A 25,607-nucleotide genomic window follows, 5' to 3' on the forward strand; every position below is an offset into this window, starting at 1 on the left:
TCAGTGCTCGTTCGATGTGACATACATTCAGGCCTTCTCCGGATAAATATCGAGCTCGGTATTCCATTTCCGAAGGTTTGAAACGCGTTCGTCGGCGCTTATCGATGAGAGGTCAAAGGGCCGGCCGCGTCCGTCGAGAATGATGCCCACAACGCCGCCATGAATATCTTTATCGAGCCGCTTTCCTTTGCCTGCGCCGACATCGTAACCGGCTTCAGGTTCAAAGCTGGCCTTCGCCATTTGAGGCAGGCCGTTGTCCTGCATGCCGAGTTTAATCAGTTTCATCTCAAGATGATTAAGTGTTCCCGTGACCGTTCCTCCGGGAAGCTCAATTGTATATTTCATAACCGGTCCGGGCTTTTTTGATGTTCCGGTAGGGGCGATGCATGTTCCCAAATGGATCAGACAATCTTTTTCAAAAACCTCTGTCGCCGCTTTGGGTTGAACTTCGGTCAGAACGCCAAGCTGGGGCATCATAAAAATCGAGTCGACTGCAAGCCGTGTGACGCCTTCAGGCGAGAAGGCATCGATCATCATAAGAGCCGACTGTTGACGGCGCGGCGCATGGGAGAGGACTCCGCCGGAGCCTATAAGCATATCCAGTTTCATCATATTGACAATGGATGCGCCCGAGGCAGACTGTTCGAAGGCGTCGGCGATAGTCCGCTGCTGCTGAACGCCCTTTAGCTCGGAGGCGAAGCTTCGATGCTGAATAAATGCCAGGCGAAGGGCCTCTTTTGCGATAGCCTGCTCGAAAACGAGTTCTTCCATTGATTGAGGGATAGTGGTCGGGCGGATCATTTTATTTTTCACACGATTGCGGAGATCGCGCTCGTCCATTTTGAAAGGAACCCAGCGCATAACCATCGGCAGTGTGGCTTCGGCGAAGACATTTGAGATTGAATACGACATGCCAAGGTTGGCCGATACGGTGCGGTTGAAGACCGGCGTGCTGCCGTCGGGACGAAAGACGGAAAAAACATCGGTCGTAGCTCCGCCGATATCAACTCCCACGGCAGTGATGTTAAATTGATTTGCAATAGTTTGGATGATAAGACCGACAGCTCCGGGGGTGGGCATAATTGGGGCATCGGCCCAGGACATGAGCTTTTTGTAGCCGGGCGCCTGCGCCATGACATGCTCCATGAATAGTTCATGGATTTCTTCGCGGGCCGGACCAAGATTTTCGCGTTCGAGCACCGGTCTGAGATTGTCCACCACACGCAGGTCAACTTTGTCTGCCAGCGTGTCTTTAACAGAGTTGGCGGCATCTTTGTTACCGGCGTAAATAATCGGGAGTTTGTAACTCGATCCAAGTCGGGGGCGGGGGTCGGCGGCGGCAACAAGTTCGGCGATTTCGACCACATGGGTTGTGGTTCCGCCATCGATACCTCCGGAGAGTAGAATCATATCCGGACGAAGCCGGCGAATGCGTTCGATTTGCTGGTGCGGAAGTCTTTTGTCATTTGATGAAATAACGTCCATGACAATGGCCCCGGCACCAAGTGCTGCGCGTTCGGCTGACTCGGCGGTCATGGAGCGCACGACACCGGCCACCATCATTTGTAGTCCGCCTCCAGCCGAGGAGGTGGAGATAAAGACATCGGTTCCGACTTTACCGTTTGCCGGTGAAATGAAGTGTCCCTGTTCATCGAGCAACTTGCGACCGGATAGCTCTTCGAGTTCGCCGACCGCATTAAGTACGCCCATTGTCACATCCTCGAATGGGGCTTCGACTGTGGTCGGGGCTTCGCCTCGGGACATTAGCCGGTATTCGCCATTATGGAATTCGATTAAGATCGCTTTGGTTGTTGTCGAGCCACAGTCTGTGGCTACAATGACTTTTATATCGTTTGGGTTGGAAAACTTTGCCATCGGACTTTCTTTTTTACTTTCCGCTGCTGTTCGTCATCGCATCTTCAACAGAAGAAATGCAATCTCGGCTTCGCATACCGCCGTTTAGCCGGTCATGATAACATGGTATGCAGGGCTTGTAAAGAAGGATTTTGGAACACAACGATTTTCAACTCGGGGCGAAAATCATTCAAAGAAAAAAATGACTGGTGTTAAAATGGCGGGGTTCATGTCCCCAGTATTTTCCTCTTGACTGGAGCCAGTTTGGCTTCTACATTGGCGCGGTTGTCTGACAAAGATAAAAAACAGGTTGCTTTTGATGAGTAAGCATGGTGAAAAAAAGTTTTGACATCCGGCAGGGATATTCGTCTTTTTAGTATAATGCTGTGCCAGAACTGACTGGCTCGGCACACTTCAATAGACAAGAGGAAAGCACATAGTGAGCATCAACCGCCGGACATCACAGAACCCATCCAGTCAGACAATTCTCTTCCGCATTTTATCATTTATTATAAGTATAGCGGTCGTGTGTTGTTTCCCGAGCTTGGGGACGACGAATGCTTTTGCGCAGGACTCCGCTCAATTTAGCGATACAGCAATGGTATCACCAGGCGATGTCTCGATCATGCCCTATCTGCGCCCGGCTCTTGGGATGACATTCCGCGACAATCCCAACGATGGCGGCGGAGCGCTCGAAATATCTTGGATAGTTTCTCCTGATGACACGATCGGTTCAGCGGTGACTGGATACGAGGTCTTTCGCGCGACCTCACCCACAGGCGAGTTTACAAAGTTAGGCGAGGCTGTGCGTGGTGCGACATCGATTGTAGACAACCAAACAGTAGACGGTATAGAGTATTACTATCGAATCGATTGCATTGCTGCGACAATCGACGATCAGGGAAAGCAGACAGTGCATGCGACTCCGGCCGCGGTTATCGGTCCCGCGGCGTCATCGGCTCAATGGTTTAACAAAAATCGGACCATAGCGCTGGTTCTCATTCTCTTAGTAAGCGGGGCGATACTCTACTTCATTCAAAAAGCCAAATCAGGCGCGCCCATTTATGTGCGCAAGATTGCCGGTATTGATGCAGTCGAGGAAGCAATCGGACGAGCGACCGAGATGGGGAAGAAGGTCTTTTTTGTGCCCGGCATTCAGGATATGAATGATGTTCAGACAATCGCCGGAATTGCGATTCTTGGCCGTGTGGCGCAGGTGGCGGCCGAGTGTGAAACATGGCTTGAAGTGCCAGTTTCGAAATCGCTAGTTATGGTCACTGCCCGTGAAACAATGAAAGAAGCTTATTCACGAGCGGGACGTCCCGACTCATTCAAAGAAGCGCAGGTTCATTTTATCACAGACGAACAGTTTGCCTATGCCGCCGCTGTCGATGGGATGATAGTGCGGGAAAAGCCTGCGGCAATTTTTTATATGGGCGCATTTTTTGCCGAATCGCTCATTTTATCCGAAACTGGAAATGCTTCTGGCGCAATTCAGATTGCCGGTACCGGCGAGCCGACCCAACTGCCGTTCTTTGTTGCGGCATGCGATTACACTCTTTTGGGCGAGGAGCTTTTTGCGGCATCGGCCTATCTCTCGAGAGAACCGCGCCAGCTTGGGTCATTAAAAGGGCAGGATATGGGCAAGATCCTTTTTCTCACGGCGATTATAGTTGGGATAATTCTGGCAACGTTTTTTAATTACAACATAAGTTATATTTTTCGGGTGCAGTGAAACTACTATGATAAATCGAATTGAAAAGCCCTCATCCGCCAGTCGGTTTTCACATGGCGAAGGAGTTTCGCAGTGAAACGCGAAGTCCCTCTTATCATAACGACCGTCGCAGGGTTGGTTTTTGCCATCAGCTATTTTATCCCAGTCTTCCCATTTGGCGAAGCCGAGACTATTTTTGGGGATTGGGTCTCAATTGTACAGGCCTTCGCGGTGTGGCTGGGAGTGCTCAATCTAATTCGTGTCAGTATCGTAAAAATAGACAGGAAAGAGCATGACTGGATCTACAGTTCGGTAATTATCATCTGCCTGTTTGCGACAATTGCAGTAGGCATGATAAGCGGCTATCGAGGCATGAATGCCGATCCGGTGTATTCATTCAGAGATCCTGGAACGGCCTTTGATTGGATATTCACGAGCATTTTTACACCGCTCGGCGCGACGATGTTTGCGATACTTGCATTTTATGTCGCATCAGCGGCCTACCGCGCTTTTCGCGCCAGAAATCGCGAAGCAACGCTCCTGCTTATCGCCGCTTTTTTTGTAATGGGCGGACGGGTGCCGCTCTTTGATATGATGACTTCATCTTTTAGTGATACCCCGATATTCAGTCATTTTGCCGGGTGGATTATGTCATATCCGGTGACAGCAGGTCAGCGCGCCATAGCGATTGGTATCGCGCTTGGGATTGTCTCAAGTTCGCTTCGGGTTATTCTCGGCGTTGAGCGTTCGCATGTGGGAGGGGCTTAAGCATGCTTGAATATCTCGCATACGGTCTGAATATCCTTGTCGGTTTGTCTCTCATCTATGTATTCTTTAGAACGGTTAAAGGCCGTCCGATAGGCCGACGGATCGTTTTTCTGTATATAGCAATCGCGGTAATTTCCCCGCTCTTTATGAACTTGGTCGCGCCTCTGCCTGATACCGACGAAGTCCAGAAACTTTATCGTTCGATTCAAACACTGTCGCCGGGCTCGAAAGTTCTCTGCTCGTTTGACTACGATCCGCAGTCGGCTCCTGAGCTACAACCGATGGCGGTTGCATTTTTGAAGTATGCCTTTAAGCATGATTTTAAAATCATTATCATGGGACTCTGGCCGGCCGGTCCACAGCAGGCAAATCAGGCCATTGCAGTTGCACTCGCGGACACTGAGATAGCGGCAAAAAACCTACAATACGGGACTGATTATGTGAATCTGGGCTTTCAGTCCGGGAATGAATTTGTAATCCAGTCGATGGGTAACAATTTCAAGCAGATGTTTCCATCTGATGACCGTCGCACACCGTATGATCAAATCCCAATTTTGCAGAATGTAGTCAATTTCAGCAATATCGATTTTGTTATGGACTTCTCGTCTGGAAAGCCCGGGAGTAAAGAGTGGGTTCAAATCGCAGTCGATCGGTTCGGCGCAAAGGTTGGGGCTGGAAATACTGCGGTACAGGCGCCAGAGATGTATCCCTATCTGCGCGCTGGGCAGCTTCAGGGTCTCATGGGCGGCATGACTGGCGCGGCGGAGTTTGAGAAGACTTTGAAAGAACCGGGTAAAGCCAGCACATTTTTGCTCTCGCAGATGTTTGGCCATGCAACTGTCATTATGCTTATCATAATTGGAAATGTGGCCTATTTCACCACTCGAAGGAAATCAGTATGATTGTGAATGTTTTTTGTGCCGGTGTGAAAACTAATGTGCCAACAGAAGGCGGCAAAAGACGATGAGTACAGATTTCGGTGTTTGGGTCGCCGCGTTGTTGACTATCGGCATACTCTCTTTTCTATATAAAGACAATCCGTTCTATAAGCTGTGCGAGTCAATATTTATCGGCGTCTCTGCCGGGTACTGGGCAATTCTCTATTATTTCGACAACCTCTATAAGAAGATGTATGAAGGAATCGTCCCGAAGGGAGACGCAGAACCAAATTACTGGCTCATCGGGGGAGCCGTGCTTGGTATAATGATGCTCTTCCGCCTCAGTTCCAAAGCCGGATGGATTGCGCGCTGGCCGCTGGCGTTTATTGTCGGCGCGACAGCCGGGCTGTATATGATGATTTACTTTGTGTCTAATGCGCTCAATCAGGTTGCTTCAACAATTATGCCTGTAATCACACGAGACCCAAGTTCTCTGTCAATCCTGTGGGTTGAAACAATCGGGACGCTGGTAATAGCCATCGGAGTGATAACGGGACTTATTTATTTTTTCTTTTCCAAAGAGCACCGGGGAGCCTTCGGTGGCGCAGCCAGAATCGGTATTTATTTTCTGATGGTCACATTTGGAGCATCGTTTGGTTACACCGTGATGAGCCGTATGTCTCTGCTTATTGGCCGCATGGATTTTCTGTTTGGCAACTGGCTGGGGTTGATTAACTAGTGCCTGAGCAGATGAGACAGCCGGGGGGCCGGTATGTTACATCTCGTTTCCTTTTGTGTGCCCTGTTCTCTCTTTTTCTTCTCGTCATTCTTATTTCTGAGTCGGCGTTTGCCCAAATTGTACCTGAACATTCGACTATGCCGGCCAGACCTGTCGAGGACTCGATTGCATTTTCGACACGAATCGCGTCAGTCACTTCGCTCATTGCCGTAGATCACCAATATGATGACGGCGAAGCTATTGATCTGACCTGGGTGCCATCGCTTGACGATCAACTTGTCAACAGCCGGGTGCTCGGCTACGTAGTCTATAAATCTGTCGATTCCGGCGTGCCGTCAAAAATCGCAGAACTTCTACCTCGAGCAAATTCATTCAGAGATGAAACAGTAACACTGGGCCATATTTACACTTACTCGATTACAACCCGTGCAGAGAACTCTACTTCTACTTCCATTTCGACTGCCCCGATATCGCCTGAACGGGAGTGGATAAACTTTGATTTGACCTGGCTTTTTGTCATGGCGGTGGTAATTGGTGGAGCGATTGTTTTATTTATTGAGACAGCGCGGCGAGGCAAAAAACTGTTTGTCCGTAAAATTGCCGGACTTGAGGCTATCGACAATGCCATCGGCCGTGCCACCGAGATGGGACGTCCCATTCTGTACATTCCGGGAATCGAAGATATGAACGAAGTCGAGACTATTGCTTCGGTGACAATTCTTGGACGAGTCGCGCGAATAGTTGCCGACTATGATACCAAGCTGAATGTTCCGGTCTCGCGCTCTCTTGTTATGACCGCCGCCCGGGAAACGATTAAAGCCGCTTATGTCGAGGCCGGTCGGCAGGACGCTTATAATGATGATATGGTGCGTTACATCACCGATGAGCAGTTCGGTTATGTGGCAGCAGTCGACGGCATCATGGTTCGCGAAAAACCGGCGACCGTGTTTTTGCTTGGCGCGTTTTTTGGAGAGTCTCTCATTTTGGCTGAGATGGGAAACCAAGTCGGAGCTATTCAAATTGCCGGAACAGCGCGTCCTCCGCAAATCCCATTCTTCGTTGCGGCCTGCGATTATACATTAATAGGCGAAGAGCTATTTGCGGCGTCGGCGTATCTCAGTGGTGAACCAAAACAACTTGGTTCTCTTAAAGGACAGGATATAGGCAAAGGAATCGCCATGGCGGCAATTTTTATTGGCGCACTTGCCGCAACAATAGCCGCAATATCGGGCAATTCGACCATCGATGCCTTTCATGCCTATATTTCTAACATTTTTAGCGGGAACTGAGATAGATGAAACGCCAGATCCCTCTCATAATTACGTTTTTGGTCGGCACACTGCTCATCTTTTCCATTTTCATTCCGCCCCTTGAAACGCTGGGCGAGGACTTCACTGTCTTTTTTAACATCATTGCCGTTTTTGCATACATCCTCGGCGGAGGTAATCTGCTCCGCGTCCATTTATCCAAAGTTCAGGCGAAACGGACCGACTGGCAGTATTCGATCGTGACGCTGGTCGGCTTTACGGTGATGCTTGCGGTCGGGCTATTCAAGCTTGGCAATCCGGGCGGAATCGAAGCCAGTCCCACCGAACCCGGTTCGTTATTTCAGACTTTGTACGAAAATATCTTCTCGCCACTTGGCTCAACGATGTATGCACTGCTTGCGTTTTTTATAGCATCGGCAAGCTACCGTGCCTTCCGGGCTAAAAACCGCGAGGCGACAATTTTGCTAATTGCCGCTTTTATCATTTTACTTGGGCGAACCGCGCTCGGGACGATGCTCACTGCCTGGATTCCAGAACAGTTCTCGCTCTTTCAGATCCCGAATCTGGCTTTGTGGATAATGAACTCGCCTAATCTTGCCGGACAGCGCGCGATTCTCATTGGCATTGGATTGGGAGTGGTGGCTATGTCACTTCGCGTTATTCTGGGCATTGAGCGCTCACACTTGGGGAAGAACTGATGGGTGAGCCGATTGTTGTCGCAGATTCGGGCATGGGAAATTTCGGTGTGATTATTTCCATTCTTCTGCTTGCGGGCGGACTGATCTGGCTGGCCTGGCGCTCAATCAGCGGACGCGAGGTCGACCGGCGGGTCATTTATCTCTTTGTTGCGCTGGCCGTCACTGCGCCAATTTTGTTCCCGATTACGTTTCCTGAAAAGACCACGCAGGTTGTGCAGAATCTCTTTGATAAGATTGAGACTTTGCCGAGCGGTTCATTCATACTGCTTTCGTTCGATTTTGATCCGGCCCTTGCGCCCGAAGTCCAACCGATGGCCGATGCCATAACGCGGCATTGTCTTGCAAAAAATCACAAAATTGTTTTCATGTCTCTTTGGGCGACAGGTCAGGCGCAGATGAATCAAACCCTTCGACGGGTGGTCAATCAGGAGTTTCCTGATAAACTGGAGCGGATAGACTATGTCAATGTTGGCTATAAAGCTGGCAACGAAGGTGTGCTGAGAGTAATAGCGACCGACTTTCCGAAAATGTTTCCATCCGATGTCAATAATGTCCCATACCCGGAAATCCCGATGCTTGGGAATATCCGTTCATGCTCGGATTTCGATTTGCTGGTAATGTTCGGAGGGGGTAAACCGGGACCGATGGAATGGGTGCTTTTTGTTGGTGATCCGACCGGCGTGCCATTGGGAGCATGTGTGGCCGCCGTCTCCGCGCCGCAACTATATTCGTATTACCCCAAACAGATGATTGGTATTTTAGGAGGAATCAAAGGGGCAGCGGAATACGAATCTGAGCTGGCGCGTGTTCATGACCGTTTCAAAACCACGCCGGCGCCGGGTTTGAAAATGATGGGACCACAGACGCTTGTTCACGTCGTGATAATGGCCTTTATCGTGCTTGGCAATGTCGTCTATTTCCGCGGCAGAAGACGGAGCGCGGCATGAAACGAGCAGGGCTCATAATAACTGCAATTGCCGCCGCCCTATTTCTGGCGAGTTGGTTCATAAAAGGGATGACTATTGAGGGAGAGAATCCGGTCTCACAGGGGTTTTGGGTAACACTGTCGGCATTTCTGACTCTATGCATTTTCTCGTTTTTATACAAAGACAATCCATTTTATAAATTTGCCGAACATCTTTTTGTCGGAGTCTCGGCGGCCTATTGGATGACGATGGGCTTCTGGACGACTTTTGTGCCCAATCTTTTCCCAAGAATTTCCGAAGGGCTGTCATCGGCCTTTAAAGTCGCCTATGCTGGCTTTGATCCATTTTATCTAATTCCCGTTGTGTTGGGTATTTTGCTCTTGATGCGGCTTTCGTCGTCACATGGCTGGCTTGCGCGCTGGCCGCTGGCTTTTATTGTGGGGACAACCTCAGGGCTATATTTTACCGCAGCGCTCAGATCAAATTTCATGGAGCAGATATCGTCGACATTTCTGCCTCTGGTGACCGATTGGCAGGGCTTTGGGGCGTTCTTTTCTAACTTTTCACTTTCTGCTACTGGCCAATTCGCGGCCATGCTTGCCAATTGGGTAATTTTTACTGGTGTGATATGCGGCCTTATCTATTTCTTTTTTTCTCGCGAACATTCTGGTTTATTTGGCCGGGCATCCCGTTTTGGCATCTGGATACTCATGATTACGTTTGGGGCGTCGTTCGGATACACCGTCATGGGGCGCATTTCTTTGTTGGTTGGGCGCATAAGCTTTTTGTTGCGCGACTGGCTAAATGCTATTAATTAGCGGAGTACGAGTTTAGTATGAAAATAAAACAGGCCCGCACTCTCATAGCTTTTGTTCTTTCCGCAGTTGCGGTCATGCTCCTATTCCATTCCTCGATATATTGTCAGAACGAACAATCTGCAGGCGGAGATACTTCTTCTGCCCAAGCGGTTCCGCTCGATACGACAACACAATCTGTTCTCTTGAATATTTCCGCCCCGGCTCCAGTAACAGAAGTTTGGGCTTTCGACACCGATAATGATCATGGCCACTCAGTTTCAGTTGAATGGAAATTGTCGGCAAATGACGGCGGAGCGAAGGGCACAGTTGTCGCTTATGAATTATTCCGCGCTCTCTTTCCGGATGGCCCGTTTGTGCGCGTGGGCATAGCTCCTTCGGGATCGACATCGCTTGTTGATGTGGGTGGCCGCGATGAGGGGACGAAGGATTATCTGCCGGACAACACTTCTCTCTATTATAGAGTGGATGCCGTGACTGTCGATAGTCTGGTCCGGACTCCGTCTGAAATTGCGGGGCCAGTAGAAAGTTCGGGACAATGGTTTAACACCGGCCGAACGGTAGTTTTTGCAGCGGTTTTTATTTTCACAGCCCTCACACTCTTTTTTGTTTCGCGGGCAAAAGCTGGCGCGCAATTGTATATTCGCCCACTTGCCGGAATAGAAGCTGTCGATGAAGCAATTGGCCGCGCGACCGAGATGGGAAAACCAATCTTATATCTATTGGGCGCAGGTGATGCCTCTGAAATTGCTACTATTGCGTCGTTTACCATTCTTGGGCGAGTCTCCAAAAAAGTCGCTGAATATCAGACTCCGATAATTATCCCCTGCTATGATCCGGTCGTGATGACAGTCGCGCAGGAGATTGTACGCTCTTCGTATTTGGATGCCGGTCGTCCTGACTCCTACAATCAAGATTCCGTCTTTTTCGTTACCCAGTCGCAGTTTGCCTACGTTACGGCGGTAAATGGGATTATGATGCGCGAGCGTCCCGCGACAAATATCTATATGGGTAAATTTTATGCCGAGTCACTTATCTTTGCCGAGACTGGCGCCCTTGCTGGTTCAATTCAAATTGCCGGAACAGACGAAATTGCGCAGATACCATTTTTTATTGTGGCCTGCGACTATGCTTTGATTGGCGAGGAGTTGTATGCGGCCTCGGCTTATCTGGGCCGAGAGCCCAAATTGTTGGGTACACTCAAAGCCCAGGATTATGCAAAAGCCGCGATCATCTTTTTCATTATCATTGGTGTTATTTTCGCAAATTTTGGGGCGGGAAAGCCGGACTCAAGTTGGAATTCATTCAGAGAATACTTTAAGGTCGTGGACTAAGAGCAAGGGATATGAGAAGACAACTGCCATTTATATTAGTGACCGCTGTGGGACTTTTCATGATCCTGCAGTATTTCGTCCCGCATGAGACATCCGAAAGGCTCTATGAATATCTTTTGGACTGGCTGCCTATTATCGGAGTGTTTACCTTGGCAGTCGGCATCTGGTCACTCATAAAAGTTTCTGCTGACCGTATCCGCACAAAGAAAGCAAACTGGGGATACAACTATGTGACGCTCATTGGCCTTTTCACTATGATTCTTTTTGGTTTTACCGATGCCGATTGGAATTTTCATTTCTACACTCCGGAGGGATTGCAGAATCCTTGGTTTATACATTTTTTTACGTACATTATTACGCCTATTCAAGCGACGGTGTTTGCGCTTCTGGCATTTTTTATCGCATCGGCATCGTACCGCGCCTTTCGCGCCCGAAATACGTTGGCTTCACTGCTACTTGTGGCCGCGCTTATACTGATGTTGCGATTTACTCCTGGCATCGGAACAGTATTCGCCGATACGGCCAATTGGCTTATTAATATCCCGAACCTTGCCGCTCAGCGCGCAATCATTATCGGAGTCGGTTTGGGCATTGTCGCCACCGCGCTCAAAATAATACTCGGCATCGAACGGGGTTATTTAGGGAAGTAATGGCAGAGAAGATATGAATATAATAGAACGCTTTATCGCGCTTGACCGCCGCTGGATATTTCTTGTGCTCTCTCTCGTGTGCGTGATAGCCTATGCCTCGAAATTTGTGGTTCCAATTTTGGTCACGCCGGAGGTCAAGCGCATTTATGATTTTGTAGATGCCCGTCAAAAAGGGGATCTTCTTTTTATCGCTATTGATTACGACCCCAACGCGCAGGCAGAACTTCATCCGATGACGTATGCCGTGGTTGAACATGCTCTCCGTCGCGAAGTTAAGTTAATTTTTTCGTCGCTGTCACAGAACGGACCGGGTATGACCAGTCAGGCCATTCGCGACATTACCGACTCAATGCGACTTGAGCAGACATATAATGGTGTGACTTATCCCGGTCGTGAAATTGTCAGCGGTGTCGACTATACCTTTCTCGGCTATAAGCCCTACTTTACGATCATCATACTTGGGATGGGACAAAACTTCAGGATTCCATTTCCTAATGACTATTACGGTGTGCCGCTTGATTCGCTCCCGATGATGAGTGGCGTGCGCAATTTTGACGATGTCGATGGAGTGATCGATATTGGCGGCGGCAATATTACCGATGCCTGGATTTCATACGGCCAAGGACGTTTCGGATTTCCGCTCGCGCTGGGGCTGACTGGTGTGATGGTCATGCAGTACTATCCGTATCTTAACTCTGGTCAGGTATTCGGACTGATGGGCGGCCTGCTTGGGGCGGCGCAGTACGAACAACTTGCCGACAATCCGGGCCTGGCCAAGGACGGAATGCGAATACAACTGTTCGCTCATTTTGTTATCATTCTTTTTATTATAATTGGCAACATCAGCTACTTTACCAGTCAAAAAAGCAAAGGAAAGGTGAGATAACTTGGAATTTACAACCTTTCTTTGGACCACGCTTGCGGCTTTTCTTACACTGGCAATTTTCTCTTTTTTATATAAGGACAACCCGTTTTATAAATTTGCCGAGCACCTTGTTGTCGGTGTTTCTGCCGGATATTTTGTCATAATCCTCTGGCATAACACACTTGTGCCTAATCTCTTTCAGCGTCTCGCCGCAGGCAACTGGTGGTATCTCATACCACTGATTCTTGGACTGATGATGTGGTCGCGCTTCTTTAAGAATGCGTCATGGCTCTCTCGAATTCCACTGGCGCTCTATATCGGAATCGCCGCAGGTCTCGCAGTACCGCTTGAGATGTCTAACCGTGTGCTAAAGCAGGTCTATGCGACAATGGTTCCGATTAATTGGGGGAACTTTTTTGGCGATCGCTATCTTGATATTGCGGCCGGCTACTCTCAGCTTCTGCTCTTCGTTGGGACAATAGCGGGACTTGTATATTTCTTCTTTTCCAAAGCCCACACAGGCGCCATGGGAACTCTTGCGAGACTTGGATTGTGGATTCTTATGCTCGGCTTTGGAGCGTCGTTCGGCTTCACTGTCATGGCGCGAATATCCCTGCTCATAAATAGAATTCAGTTTATCGACAAGAATTGGATCAAAGCCGCATTCAATGAAAGCAACGCAAATTACAGCGTCTGGTTTCAGATCGTGTTCTATACAGTTATTCTTCTCTTGCTGGTGTATATCATCAAAGAAATCATAACGCATATGCGTCTGAAGACTGCCAACGAAGTGTAATCAAAGCGATCCTTCTCACAGAGTTCTCGATATTTAAGTCGTGTTGGTTTTGTTTTTTGTTGACAGGCGCACGCTTTAGCTACTTCACTGAGCAAGCAATCGAAACTGGTCTTAAGCGAAAACTACTCCGGATGGGAGATAACTTACGAAATGATGACTGTTCGTAACCAAGTAAGATTTAAGGAGTTGCAAAACTCATAAATTGAGGGAAGTAGTAACCCCATAGAAACTTTTGATTTAGGAGAGATATTTTTAAAATAGCTAAAAAAGCACTTGACATACAGGTAATATTTTCCGAAGTTTTGCTCGGTTGAGGAACCATGCGTTTTTAACAGTAAGTTAAAGGGTAGCAACGTAAAACACAGGGAAAGTGAGGTTGGCAATGGCTCGGATACGAAAACCCGCCACAGCCAAAGTCAGCGACGTAATGATCGACGAGATCACGCGTGATGCTGTTATGGGGAATCTATCGACGGCGGAAGCACGCCGTGAATATCAGCGCCGCTATTACCAGATGCACAAAGAGAAGGCAAAGGAGTATCAGCGGCAGTACAATTTAACGCACAAGAAAAAAGCGCGGGGCGGACGCGGAAAGTCGGGCTTTTCGGCCCAACGCGAGGCTGTCCGGTCGACTTTCAACACGGCGGATATTATGCATTCACCTGTGGAGAAGACCCTTCGCATGCTGGAAAAGATCATCAATGGTGAGCGGCTTTTTACGATGTAAAGCTCTCGCATAGCCAACTCTAAAGGCGGCATAATGACCAAATGGTTATTCGGCCGCCTTTTCTATTGCCAAACTGAGGATTTTTGTTTACCATAAGCGACTTAAATTTGATACGTCGTAAGTTGTTATAAAATAGGGAGATGGTATGTCTGGTGTGAAAACGAAACCGGCCCCGAAAGGGTCTTCTGCTAAATCTGAGGCCAAAAAGACCGAACTGACCCATTCTTCTATCAAACCAAAAGGCGAAAGCCGGCCGGCTCCGGACAAAAAGTATTATTACTTTTTCGGGAGTGGAAAAGCCGATGGGGATGCTTCGATGAAGGACCTTCTTGGCGGTAAAGGCGCAAATTTGGCCGAAATGGTTATCGCCGGACTTCCGGTTCCTCCCGGGTTTACGATCAGTACCGATGTCTGCCGCCTTTTTTATGATCACGGAATGAGTGTCCCAAAATCGATTGATGCCGAATTGTCCAAATCGGTTGCCCTGATTGAAAAAGCTTCAGGCAAAAAGTTCGGCGACCCCAAAAATCCACTTCTTGTGTCGGTCCGGTCAGGCTCAAAATTTTCAATGCCGGGTATGATGGATACGATTCTTAACCTCGGCCTGAATCCCGAGACTGTTGAAGGTCTGGCAACTCTTACAGACAACGAGCGCTTTGCGCTGGATAATTATCGCAGACTGATTCAAATGTTCGGCGGAGTCGTATTGGGTATTGATAAGGAGCAATTTGAAGAGGTCATCACCAAGAAGAAAAAAGAGCGTCGGATAAAGCAGGACAGCTCGCTTCAGCCGATTGACTTGAAAGATATCATCAAAAGATTTAAACAGATCGTCGAGCGCAAGTCAGGCGAAAAATTTCCCGATGATCCCATGACCCAGCTTCGCATGGCCCGCGATGCTATTTTTCGATCCTGGAATAATCCTCGAGCGATCACCTACCGACGTCTTGAAAACATTCCATCGGAAATCGGAACTGCCGTGACGGTTCAAGCGATGGTGTTCGGCAACATGGGCAACAGCTCGGGAACAGGAGTTGGGTTCACACGTAACCCTTCGACTGGCGAAAAGGAATTCTATGGAGAGTTTCTCATAAACGCGCAAGGGGAAGATGTTGTCGCCGGAATTCGCACACCTCAGCCTATCAAAGAGCTCGGCACCGAAATGCCGCAGATATACAAACAGCTCCAACAGATTACAACCCGCCTCGAAAAGCACTACAAAGACATCCAGGATTTCGAATTTACCATCCAAGAAGGTGAGCTGTATATGCTCCAGACGCGTAACGGCCAGCGGGCAGTCGGCGCGGCGGTGCGAATTGCAGTCGATATGGTAAAGGAGAAACTACTTACAAAGGAAGAGGCTCTGTTGCGGATTGACCCGCTTATGCTTGATCAGTTGCTCCATCCAAGCATTGATCCAAAGGCAAAGGTTGATGTGATAGCCAAAGGACTCGCCGCTTCGCCAGGCGCCGCCTCGGGTAAGGTTTATTTTTCAGCTGAGGATGTTGTCAAGTTCGGGACCAAAACCAATACGATACTCGTTCGCGAAGAAACAAATCCCGATGACATTGAAGGTATGAATGTCGCTGTGGGATTTCTGACATCGCGCGGAGGAATGACTTCGCATGCCGCGGTTGTCGCTCGCGGAATGGGCAAATGTTGTGTGACTGGAGCCGAGACGGTGAGAGTTAACTCTATCAAGAAGATGTTCCAGGTCGGACGACTTTCGGTCAAAGAGGGGGAGGTCATAACCCTTAATGGGTCGACCGGTGAAATTATACTTGGCGAAGTACCGACCATTGAGCCGGAATTGACCAAAGAATTTACCGAGCTTATGGCTTGGGCAGATGAGTACCGCACATTGAAAGTCCGAGCGAATGCTGATATTCCAAGAGACGCCCAAAAAGCTATTCAATTTGGAGCTGAAGGAATTGGATTGTGCCGCACCGAGCACATGTTTTTCGCCGAAGACAGGGTGGCCCTTGTCCAAAAGATGATTTTGGCCGAGACACCCGAGGTACGTCAGGAGGCATTGGAGAAACTACTTCCCATGCAGAAGAAGGATTTTAAAGGCCTCTTTGAAGTAATGGCCGGATTTCCAGTTACAATCAGAACCCTTGACCCGCCTTTGCATGAGTTTCTACCCAAGAAGGAAGATATCGAACATCGTCTGGCAAATCTCAATGTCAAGGCCGATGACTACGAGGAGGAATTGGCGGCTTTGCAGCACACACTGAAGCGAATCAACGAGTTGGCTGAGACAAATCCAATGCTCGGCCATCGCGGATGCCGGCTCGGTATTGTTTATCCTGAGATTACCGAGATGCAAGTCAAGGCCATCCTGTTGGCGGCGCTGGATGTCCAGAAGAATAACGAGAAGACGGTCATCCCTGAGATAATGATTCCATTAGTCGGTCATGCCAACGAATTCAAAGACCAAAAAGAAGTTGTTGAGCGTGTGGCGAATGAAATAATTGGAAAATCGAAACTCAAGAATTTTACATATTCTATCGGGACAATGATTGAAATTCCTCGTGCGGCCCTTATTGCGGACAAAATTGCCGAGGATGCTGAGTTCTTCAGCTATGGCACAAATGACCTGACGCAGATGACGATGGGATTTTCACGCGACGATGCCGGGAAATTTCTGGGGCATTATCTTACGAAGGGAATACTCCCTTTTGATCCGTTTGTGTCAATAGATGTCGAGGGAGTTGGACAGCTTATCAAAATGAGTAAAGATCGCGGCAAGTCAACTCGGCCCAATTTGAAAGTCGGCGTGTGCGGGGAACATGGCGGGGATCCAAAATCGATTGAATTCTGGAATGAAATTGGACTTGACTATATTTCCTGTTCTCCCTATCGGGTGCCGATAGCGCGACTTGCCGCGGCCCAGGCGGCCATCCGTCATAAAGAGGAGACAAAGAAAAAGAAAAAGGAACACGCTTAGGATTTTCAGAATCTGTTCCGTGTTTTAAGAGGAGGATCGGGATGCGTTATGAGATGAAATCGGTGAATGTTTGGTCATTCATCAAAGTCGCATTTTTTGTGAATCTTGTATTGGGTTTCGTTGCCGGTATTCTGACCGCCGTGTTTTTTGGCTTTATTGCAGCTATGATGGCCTACATTCCAGGGGGGATGGATCTCTCTGAATTGGATTCCGGCGAACCAACATCGGGAATAATGATTATCATATTGCCCTTTATGACAGCGTTTTTTGCCGGTGTCTTCTACACCCTCCTCGAAGTTGTCGTTGTGGTGACATATAACCTTGTCGCCAAAATGGTTGGCGGATTTGAATTAACACTTACACCTGTGACCAGCGATGAGCCGTATCGTCTGGGGCCGATGTACGCGCAGTCGATGCCTGTTAATCCCTATACCCCGCCCTCGGCGAGTTCTACTCCTCCAAATCCTCCCATTGTCCCGCCTGCGACTGGGGAAAATCTTTAGGGCGTTTTGAAATCTCAGCCCTTTCAGATTCATTTGTCCAATATGACATTTCCGCCAACCGCGCCCCCCAGAGTTCGCATTGCGCCCTCACCGTCAGGCTATCTGCATGTAGGAACCGGCCGCACAGCTATTTTTAACTATCTTTTCGCTCGTCATTTTGGAGGCAAATTTTTGATACGGATAGAAGATACCGATGTCGAGCGGTCAGATCCGGCTATGGTTGAGCCAATCCTCAATGCACTAAAATGGCTTGGATTAGAATGGGATGAGGATATCGTCTACCAGTCCTCACGGCTTGAGACATATAAGAAATTCGCCAATAAGTTGCTCGAGTCCGGTCATGGCTATCGCTGTTTTTGCTCACCAGCTCAGCTTGGGGCGGAGCGCGAAGCCGCGATGGCCTCCAAGCAAGCTCCAAGATATAATCGTCGTTGTCTCAAATTGACCAAGGACGAAATTGATGCGAAACTGAAGGCCGGTGAGCAGTTTGCAATCCGTATACAAATCCCACCCGGTGAGACCAGTTATGATGACATGGTGGCGGGCGTTATCACACGGCAGAACGACGACATCGAAGATTTAGTGGTAGCGCGATCCGATAGTTCACCAACGTATAACCTTGCTGTGGTCGTCGACGACCATGAAATGGGCATTACCCATGTAATCCGTGGCAACGACCATATTTCAAATACCTTCAAGCAGATCCAAATCTATCGCGCTCTCGGTTTCGATGTGCCGCGATTTGGCCATGTGCCGTTGATTCTTAGGCCAGACAAGAAAAAGGTCTCGAAACGGCTTGGAGATAAAGATGTCGCAGAATATCGCAACGAAGGCATTATACCCGAGGCGATGTTTAACTTTCTGTGTCTGCTGGGTTGGTCGCCAAAGAGCGATCAGGAGATATTCACGATAACTGAATTGATTAAAATATTTGATCCGACCCATTTTAATTCCTCCAATGCCGTTTTTGACGAGGAGAAGCTCGTATCTTTTAACAAATCTCATCTTCAGTTAAAAACAGATGAGGAACTTGCTAGCCTCATAACCCCGCTCTTTGTCGAGGCCGGACTTATTTCACAAGCGTCACTTCAGTCACAGCTTCCCTATATCAAAACAGTAGCGGGGTTGCTCAAAGAACGTGTGCGCCGTCTGACTGATTTTCTCAGCCTCGGCAGTTATTTTTTCAAATTCGACTGTCGTTATGATCCTGAAGCTGAGGCCAAACAGTTCTCCACGGCATCCGCTGAACTGCTCTCTGCTTTCGCCGAGAAACTTGAGGCGCTTCCGCTATTTGACCATGCCTCAATTGAGCAGGCATTGACCTCACTTGCCGAAGAACGCGGCGTAAAAAAGGCCGCTTTTATCCATCCGACGCGACTGGCTGTCTCAGGAATCTCTGTTGGGCCGAGTTTGTATGATATGATAGCTGTCCTTGGCAAACCTATTGTTGTTGAACGGCTAAAAAAAACAGTTGATTATATTGCATCCAAAGCATGATAATACCAAAACGAACTGGACTTCTTTGTTTTTGGCGCCGAAAGATTGACGAGGAAAATGTCTGTAACGAGCGCGGAAACAAAGCAACGCTGAATACTTTGTGATGGGAGAATAAGATATGCAATGGGTCTGCGATATCTGTGGCTACGTTCATGACGAAGACGAGCCACCGGACAGCTGTCCAGTCTGCGGCGCTCCAAAGAGTAAATTCTCAGAGTTTGATGAAGAAGGTTCTGAGTCTACTGACGACGACGACGATGATGAGGACGAAGGAGAAGAGTGGAGCAATGGCTCCGAAGAGCGCTTCTGAGGAAGCCTTTCGTTGAAATTTGGTTTCTTACTGATAAGGTCGTCTATCTGAAAAGATGGTCGGCCTTTTTTTCGAGACTCCTTCTCCGAAAAAGCCCAAGTTCCACATAGACACTTCACTCAACCGCTTGTGATTTTTCTACTCTATTTCTCATAAATATCGTATTGTGGTATCCACAACCGCAACCCAGCGGCACAATTGCCTTGGCGAGCTGTTATAGACGGCGAAACGATATGACGACGCATACTACTGACATACAGAACGAAATCTTCGATATAATTTTTATCGGCGCGGGCCCAGTTGCCATGTACGGTATGTACTATGCCGGACTTCGCATGACAAAATTCAAAGCGATCGATATGCTTGAAGAAGTCGGCGGCGGACTGATGGCGCTCTATCCCGAGAAATATATCTATGATGTCGGCGGTTTCCCAAAGGTTCTGGCCAAAGAGCTGACCCGCCAGCTCGAAATTCAGGCCACCCAGTATCCTCATGGCCTCTGCCTGGGTGAAAAAGTCATTCACATCATTCGCGGGGACGACGGCATCATTACTATAACTACTACAAAAGGAATTCATTTTGGCCGGACTGTTATAATATGCGCGGGACTCGGGGCGTATATTCCAAAACGACTTGATATTCCGAATGTGCAGGAACTCGAAGGTTCAGGAGTTTACTATGCCGTCCGCAAAATAAGCGATTTTCATGACAAGAACGTGCTGGTCGTGGGCGGTGGAGATTCAGCTTTCGATTATTCGATGATGCTTGAGCCAGTAGCGGCATCCATCACGCATATTCATCGCAATGATTTTTTTAGCGCTCACGAAGACTCCGTGCGCAAGGTGATGAATAGTTCAGTCCGACTGAAAGTCCCATTCTGGGAAGTGAAGCAAATTGTTGGCGACACCTGGGTTCGTGAGGCAACAATAGTCCAGACCCGGACTGGTGAGGAAGAAATTCTACCGGTGGATGCCATAATTTTCAACACGGGCTTTTTGACTAATCTGGGTCCGATTGCCGACTGGGGATTGGAACTTGAGAAGAACGCCATCAAAGTTGATTCACGCATGAGGACAAATATCGAGGGGATTTACGCCGCTGGAGATATTGTCACCTATGATGGTAAACTCAAACTGATTTCGACCGGATTTGGAGAAGTTGCGATCGCGGTTAATAATGCCAAACATCATATCGATCCAAAGGCAAAAGTAAATCCGGGACATTCGACCGATAAACATGAAGCCGTTATGAAGAAACTTTCCGCGCCGAAAAGCATTTCTACTGTTGAACCTGTTGAACAGACGCCAAAAGTAGAAAAAAGAGTAGAGGAGATTTAATCGTATGTATTTTTCGCTGCCAAAAGAATATCGTGAAGCCGGAGTCGATGAGCTAAAAGCGCGCATTAAAGATGCGCGAGTCAAACTCGGCAAGAGGCTGATTATCCTTGCCCACCATTATCAGCGAGTGGAGGTGGTCGCCCATGCCGATCATATCGGCGATTCTTACGGCTTGTCCAAGATTGCCGCTGAGCAAAAAGAGGCTGAATACATAGTCTTTGCCGGTGTTCATTTTATGGCTGAGTCGGCTGATATTCTCACTGAGGACAACCAAAGCGTTTTTCTGCCGAACCCGCTTGCCGGATGTCCTATGGCTGATATGGCAGAAATAGCCGATGTGATGGAGGCCTGGGAGTATCTGAGACCATTCGGGGCTGAAAAAAATATCATGCCGGTCAGTTATATGAATACTGCCGCCGGACTTAAAGCGTTTACTGGGCGTTATGGCGGAGTAATCTGTACCTCGTCAAATGCTGTCGGCGCCCTCAAATATTCGCTGGATAGGAAGGAAAAGATTTTCTTTTTCCCAGATGAGAATCTTGGTTATAACACTGCGATCAAATATGGTATTCCGAAAGATCAAATTGTCTTGTGGGACTTTTCACGCAATGGCGGCGGATTAACCGACGAGCAGATCACCCGCGCTAAAGTTATTCTCTGGAAAGGTCACTGTCATGTTCATACCAATTTTACAGCCGACCATGTCGCTCAGGTTCGGAAAGACCATCCCGGTATAAAAATCGTTGTTCATCCTGAATGCCTGCCTTCGGTTGTCGATGTCGCCGATGCCAGCGGCAGCACAAAGTTTATTGTCGACTATTGCGTGCAAGCCCCTGCAGGTTCTATCATTGCAATTGGCACGGAAATAAATCTAATCCACCGCATGGCGCTCGAACATCCTGATAAAAGGATATTTGAGTTGAGCGGGCAGACCTGTCCGGTGTGCGCGAATATGTACCGCACAACTCTCAATGACATGGCATACACACTGGAGCATATTGCCGATATAAAGCCGGTCCGTGTCTCCGAGCCGAATAAATCTCAGGCAAAGCTGGCGCTTGAGAGAATGCTGGAGATAGGGTAGGGGGCGGAAGAGGCGCTTTGACAGCTATTCTGTCATTCCAGTAAAAGCTGGAATCCATCCTTTTCTTATCGCCACTGCAATGAATTCCAATAAGGTAAACTTGCTTCGTTTACGCCAGATGCACACACGTCGTAATAACTCTTCAGTCTATAAACTAAATGATCTGGCCGAACAATAAACAATTTGCATTCACCATCTTCGATGACACCGACCTTGCCACATTGCAAAATGTCGGACCGGTCTATTCACTGATTACCGATCTTGGATTTCACATAACCAAATCCGTGTGGCCGTTCGCCGGCACATTGCCTCACCCCACGATGGGAGCGACATGCGAAGATGCGGAATATGTCGATTGGCTGTTTCGCCTGCGAGAGCAGGGTCATGAAATAGGATATCATATGGCCACTTGGCATACATCGAATCGTGAACGAACAGAACTTGCGCTTCAGCGTTTCGAAAAGCTGTTAGGCTCTTCTCCCAGCGCAATGGCCAATCATTCTTCCTGCGAGGAAAATATATATTGGGGTCCAGACCGTCTGAGCGGTATACGAAAGCAGCTCTACAACGCGGTAACCTTCGGCCGCTATCGCAATAAATTCCGCGGCCACAGAGAAGGGGATCAATTATTTTGGGGGGACCTTTGCCTCGAGAAAATTAGGTATGTGCGAAACTTTATCTATCCCGAAATGAATACGCTGAAACTGTGTCCTGTCATGCCCTATTATGACCCCGAGCGGCCATTTGTTCAAGCCTGGTATGCCTCATCCGAAGGGCCCGAAATAATCTCGTTCAACCGGTTATTGGGCGAAGCAAATCAGGATAGACTGGAATCAGAAGGCGGGGCATGTATTGTATACACCCATCTTGGGGCGGGCTTTTACAAAAATGAAAAAGTGGATAGTCAGTTTGTAATGCTGATGTCTCGACTGTCTAAAAAAAATGGCTGGTTTGTGCCTGTGACGGGCTTGCTCGATTATCTACGATCCAGAAACGGATTGCATGTCATAACAGAACGCACGCGAGCCAGGTTGGAATGGCAGTGGCTTCGATTCAAACTTCTGAAAGGGAGAAGCTGAGTGGCTGTGAATTCTGCGGGGAAATCAGATCAGAAAATTGTATATCGTCTGATGGAGTCGTCGGATCTTGAGAATGTGCTTTCCTTGATGAATCAATCACAGTTCACGGTATCAGGACTGGTTTCTAAAGCTATTTACAGAGGACTCTGTCACGACGCCTTGTCAAATAAACGGGTGGTCATCGGCGTGGCCGCAGAAGAGAAAACGATCGCGGCCTTCCTTATTGTGATCGTCGATGTTTACGCGTATTGGAGGTCATTCGCTATCCGCCATCCCTTTTTGGGTTTTCGTCTCCTATGTCATCGATCTCAGCGAGGTAGGCTGTCAGTGGACAAGTGGGCCAAACTTTCGAAAGAAGATAAAGATTTAATAACTGGAATTGTTGCGGCATCGCTGTCCAAGAGGTCATGGACAGATTCAAATTCGCATATAGCCAAAGTTTCACACATTTACACTCATAACAGCTTTCGAGGCAGAGGAATTGGGAGCGCACTGTACGACTACGCGAAGGCAGTTCTGTGGGAAAAAGGTGCGAGACGCTTAGATGCAAAAATCGACCCTACCAATGTGAACTCTGTTTATTTGCATATCAACGCGGGATTTCGTATTGAACGGGACGGCAATTCTCTCTTTGCCACCAGAGATTTGGATTAAATAGGTTTTGGGTGTGGGTATGAAATTCAGCTTAGTTGAAAATCCTCCATGGGATGAGATGAGCCGTATGCCCGATCACACCCTCTTCCAAAGCAAAGAATGGATTGTTTTTGTGGCAGAAGCTCAAAATGCCCAGCCTGTTATAATTGAAATCGCTGATGGCTCCGAACGAATTGGGTGGTTTGTTGGGCTTATTGTGAAAAAAATCGGACTGAGAATTCTGGGCTCCCCGTTCCCCGGATGGACAACATCGTATATGGGATTCAATTTACATGACGTAGGAAATCGAACCGAAGCACTTGGATCGCTGATCAAATTTTCTCGAAAAGAACTCGGTTGTGTTGGCGTTGAAGTTATGGATCGGAAATTTCAGGAAAGCGAGATCACAGCCGCTGGTTGGCGCTATAGGTTATTGACAGGATATGAAGTTGATCTTTCAGGAACAGAAAACGATCTTTTCGACCGGTTCTCATCGTCGACACAACGCAACATCCGTAAGTCGGAGCGTGAGGGGATATCTGTCGTCCAAGCTCATGAAGATTCTTTCATAGCTGAATATTATAGTCAACTGCAGGAGGTATTCGCGCTTCAAGGTCTGAAGCCGACATATACCAAGAAGAGGGTGGAATTATTGCTGAAGCATTTATTGCCAACAGGACGTCTGCTATTGCTGCGAGTACTTGATCCAGGAGGAAAATGTATTGCGAGTGGTATATTCCCCGCCGATCAACATCGAATGTACTTTTGGGGCGGAGCGAGCAGGACCGAATCCCGAATCCTCAGACCAAATGAGGCGATGCACTGGTTTGCGATGAAATACTGGCAGGGCCGAGGTGTCGCATTGTATGACATGGGCGGAGGCGGAGAATATAAACGCAAATATGGCGGCAGGCCGATAGCAGTACCTTGGATTCGGCATTCGCACATTCCGGGATTCGAGATGTTGCGTTCGCTTGCGAAACGTCTTGTGGAAATGCGTCAACGATTCTGAGTGAATATCGTTCATCTATACTTTACATAATCCACTTGCAAATTGGCGTCGCGATCAATACTTTCTTTATGTATTACAAGCGGGAGTAACTCAGTTGGTAGAGTCACAGCCTTCCAAGCTGTTGGTCGCGAGTTCGAGCCTCGTCTCCCGCTTTTTTTATTTCGACTAACCAATCGCTGATAATTACATTCATCCCATGACCATTTCCTGTTTGCCTCGTGTTGTTTTCTCATGCGCACTCATCATACTTTTTTCTATGAGTTGTATCGAGAAACGCCAAGCCTATGTCGAGCAATTGCAATCTCCGATAACGGTTCAACTCAAAGATCTTGTCGATGAGAACAATCGGCTCCGCGTAAGTCCGTCGCAGACCCCTCAAAGTCTCGCGGAGATGGGTCGACGGCACCGCCAAGTCATATACCGCCTCATCTCCCAGTTACTCATCAGCGATGCCGAGGAACTTTATTGGGCGGCGTCGATTCTGTACCATACAGATTCCTTGGCCGGAGCAGAACCTTCTCTTTTGGCCTACTATATGGCTGAGGAGGCCGCAAACCGGGGAAATACAGAAGCCAGAGATCTTAAGAAATTGACCCTCGATCGCTTTTTGGTTTTGTCAGGCCTATCGCAAAAGCATGGTACACAGTCATATAGAGATTCATTTGGCAAACAAGTGCCGTATCCAGTTGACTCCTCACTGAGTGATTCAGAGATTGTTTCGCTGCTAAGTACTGGCTGGCTGCCATCGGAAATCTTAGATTCCGGATCGCTTAGCCCACTTAATTGAAGATTCTTCAGTCACTTTTGCCTGCTTGAACCAATCGACCAAACGCATATTGATTTTTCGTGGAAAACATAAATCTTTTCTCGTAAGTCATTGAAAAAAGGGCTTGACAGGGGGTCTGGATTAAAAATATATTGCGAGCTTGCTGATAGGCGAAGTGCGTCCTGTTGGCAAAAAATGAATTTGAGACCGACCCGATGGCCCAGATAGCTCAGTTGGTAGAGCGCATCCTTGGTAAGGATGAGGTCACCAGTTCGATCCTGGTTCTGGGCTGAAGATAACCCTTGGAGGGAATAGACGTATGGCAAAGCAGAAGTTTGAGCGGAATAAGCCGCATGTGAATGTAGGAACGATTGGCCATGTTGATCATGGCAAGACGACCCTGA

At 48.2% G+C, this 25,607-nt stretch carries 25 protein-coding genes and 2 tRNA genes; 26 read left to right on the plus strand and 1 reads right to left on the minus strand.

The window, feature by feature from the left end; translation table 11 throughout:
- Positions 1–27 precede the first annotated feature (27 nt).
- Positions 28–1,875, minus strand: a complete 1,848-nt coding sequence (locus SGI97_02760) for a glutamate mutase L (protein MDZ4722816.1) — start codon at positions 1,873–1,875, stop codon at positions 28–30.
- A gap of 418 nt (positions 1,876–2,293) precedes the next feature.
- On the opposite strand from SGI97_02760, the gene SGI97_02765 reads away from it, so the two are divergent.
- From SGI97_02765 to SGI97_02890, 26 genes are all read left to right on the plus strand, one after another.
- Positions 2,294–3,589, plus strand: a complete 1,296-nt coding sequence (locus tag SGI97_02765; GenBank protein ID MDZ4722817.1) for a DUF6754 domain-containing protein — start codon at positions 2,294–2,296, stop codon at positions 3,587–3,589.
- A 72-nt stretch (positions 3,590–3,661) separates the two neighbouring features.
- The gene (locus SGI97_02770; protein ID MDZ4722818.1) at positions 3,662–4,336 is read left to right on the plus strand and encodes a hypothetical protein; all 675 of its coding nucleotides are present in this window, start codon (positions 3,662–3,664) and stop codon (positions 4,334–4,336) included.
- Positions 4,337–4,338: 2 nt separating this feature from the next.
- Positions 4,339–5,238, plus strand: coding sequence for a hypothetical protein (locus SGI97_02775; GenBank protein MDZ4722819.1), 900 nt, complete (start codon positions 4,339–4,341; stop codon positions 5,236–5,238).
- A gap of 61 nt (positions 5,239–5,299) precedes the next feature.
- A complete protein-coding gene (locus SGI97_02780; protein MDZ4722820.1) occupies positions 5,300–5,953 on the plus strand; it encodes a hypothetical protein in 654 nt (217 codons plus the stop codon).
- A gap of 137 nt (positions 5,954–6,090) precedes the next feature.
- Complete coding sequence (locus tag SGI97_02785; GenBank protein MDZ4722821.1) at positions 6,091–7,242, plus strand: DUF6754 domain-containing protein; 1,152 nt, start codon at positions 6,091–6,093, stop codon at positions 7,240–7,242.
- A gap of 5 nt (positions 7,243–7,247) precedes the next feature.
- Positions 7,248–7,919, plus strand: coding sequence for a hypothetical protein (locus SGI97_02790; protein ID MDZ4722822.1), 672 nt, complete (start codon positions 7,248–7,250; stop codon positions 7,917–7,919).
- The gene (locus SGI97_02795) at positions 7,919–8,866 is read left to right on the plus strand and encodes a hypothetical protein (GenBank protein MDZ4722823.1); all 948 of its coding nucleotides are present in this window, start codon (positions 7,919–7,921) and stop codon (positions 8,864–8,866) included. Before SGI97_02790 ends, SGI97_02795 begins: the two co-directional genes overlap by 1 nt.
- Positions 8,863–9,663, plus strand: coding sequence for a hypothetical protein (locus SGI97_02800; GenBank protein MDZ4722824.1), 801 nt, complete (start codon positions 8,863–8,865; stop codon positions 9,661–9,663). Before SGI97_02795 ends, SGI97_02800 begins: the two co-directional genes overlap by 4 nt.
- 17 nt (positions 9,664–9,680) lie before the next feature.
- Complete coding sequence (locus SGI97_02805; protein ID MDZ4722825.1) at positions 9,681–10,994, plus strand: DUF6754 domain-containing protein; 1,314 nt, start codon at positions 9,681–9,683, stop codon at positions 10,992–10,994.
- A gap of 11 nt (positions 10,995–11,005) precedes the next feature.
- Complete coding sequence (locus SGI97_02810; GenBank protein MDZ4722826.1) at positions 11,006–11,644, plus strand: hypothetical protein; 639 nt, start codon at positions 11,006–11,008, stop codon at positions 11,642–11,644.
- Positions 11,645–11,657: 13 nt separating this feature from the next.
- Positions 11,658–12,530 (plus strand): hypothetical protein, encoded by an 873-nt coding sequence (locus SGI97_02815; GenBank protein ID MDZ4722827.1) that lies wholly within the window; start codon positions 11,658–11,660, stop codon positions 12,528–12,530.
- A 1-nt stretch (position 12,531) separates the two neighbouring features.
- On the plus strand, positions 12,532–13,305 hold the full coding sequence (locus SGI97_02820; GenBank protein MDZ4722828.1) for a hypothetical protein: 774 nt from the start codon (positions 12,532–12,534) through the stop codon (positions 13,303–13,305).
- A 382-nt stretch (positions 13,306–13,687) separates the two neighbouring features.
- A complete protein-coding gene (locus SGI97_02825) occupies positions 13,688–14,032 on the plus strand; it encodes a hypothetical protein (protein MDZ4722829.1) in 345 nt (114 codons plus the stop codon).
- A gap of 229 nt (positions 14,033–14,261) precedes the next feature.
- On the plus strand, positions 14,262–16,982 hold the full coding sequence (gene ppdK / locus SGI97_02830; GenBank protein ID MDZ4722830.1) for a pyruvate, phosphate dikinase: 2,721 nt from the start codon (positions 14,262–14,264) through the stop codon (positions 16,980–16,982).
- Positions 16,983–17,023: 41 nt separating this feature from the next.
- Positions 17,024–17,485, plus strand: coding sequence for a DUF3566 domain-containing protein (locus SGI97_02835; GenBank protein MDZ4722831.1), 462 nt, complete (start codon positions 17,024–17,026; stop codon positions 17,483–17,485).
- Positions 17,486–17,527: 42 nt separating this feature from the next.
- Entirely contained in the window at positions 17,528–18,982 is a 1,455-nt protein-coding gene (gene gltX, locus SGI97_02840) for a glutamate--tRNA ligase (GenBank protein ID MDZ4722832.1), read from the plus strand.
- Between the two features lie 118 nt (positions 18,983–19,100).
- Entirely contained in the window at positions 19,101–19,292 is a 192-nt protein-coding gene (locus SGI97_02845) for a hypothetical protein (GenBank protein ID MDZ4722833.1), read from the plus strand.
- Between the two features lie 233 nt (positions 19,293–19,525).
- Positions 19,526–20,629 (plus strand): NAD(P)/FAD-dependent oxidoreductase, encoded by a 1,104-nt coding sequence (locus tag SGI97_02850; protein MDZ4722834.1) that lies wholly within the window; start codon positions 19,526–19,528, stop codon positions 20,627–20,629.
- A 4-nt stretch (positions 20,630–20,633) separates the two neighbouring features.
- The gene (gene nadA / locus SGI97_02855) at positions 20,634–21,713 is read left to right on the plus strand and encodes a quinolinate synthase NadA (protein ID MDZ4722835.1); all 1,080 of its coding nucleotides are present in this window, start codon (positions 20,634–20,636) and stop codon (positions 21,711–21,713) included.
- Positions 21,714–21,871: 158 nt separating this feature from the next.
- On the plus strand, positions 21,872–22,792 hold the full coding sequence (locus SGI97_02860) for a hypothetical protein (protein MDZ4722836.1): 921 nt from the start codon (positions 21,872–21,874) through the stop codon (positions 22,790–22,792).
- Positions 22,793–23,446 (plus strand): GNAT family N-acetyltransferase, encoded by a 654-nt coding sequence (locus SGI97_02865; GenBank protein MDZ4722837.1) that lies wholly within the window; start codon positions 22,793–22,795, stop codon positions 23,444–23,446. It abuts the gene before it with no gap.
- A 19-nt stretch (positions 23,447–23,465) separates the two neighbouring features.
- The gene (locus tag SGI97_02870) at positions 23,466–24,437 is read left to right on the plus strand and encodes a GNAT family N-acetyltransferase (protein ID MDZ4722838.1); all 972 of its coding nucleotides are present in this window, start codon (positions 23,466–23,468) and stop codon (positions 24,435–24,437) included.
- Between the two features lie 79 nt (positions 24,438–24,516).
- Positions 24,517–24,589: transfer RNA gene (locus SGI97_02875), tRNA-Gly, on the plus strand.
- A gap of 104 nt (positions 24,590–24,693) precedes the next feature.
- Entirely contained in the window at positions 24,694–25,224 is a 531-nt protein-coding gene (locus SGI97_02880) for a hypothetical protein (protein MDZ4722839.1), read from the plus strand.
- 197 nt (positions 25,225–25,421) lie between these two features.
- Positions 25,422–25,494: transfer RNA gene (locus SGI97_02885), tRNA-Thr, on the plus strand.
- Between the two features lie 28 nt (positions 25,495–25,522).
- Positions 25,523–25,607: GTP-binding protein (locus SGI97_02890; GenBank protein ID MDZ4722840.1), on the plus strand; the 85-nt coding region annotated here is incomplete at its 3' end.

The sequence above is a fragment of the Candidatus Zixiibacteriota bacterium genome (assembly GCA_034439475.1).
GTDB lineage: Bacteria > Zixibacteria > MSB-5A5 > GN15 > FEB-12 > JAWXAN01.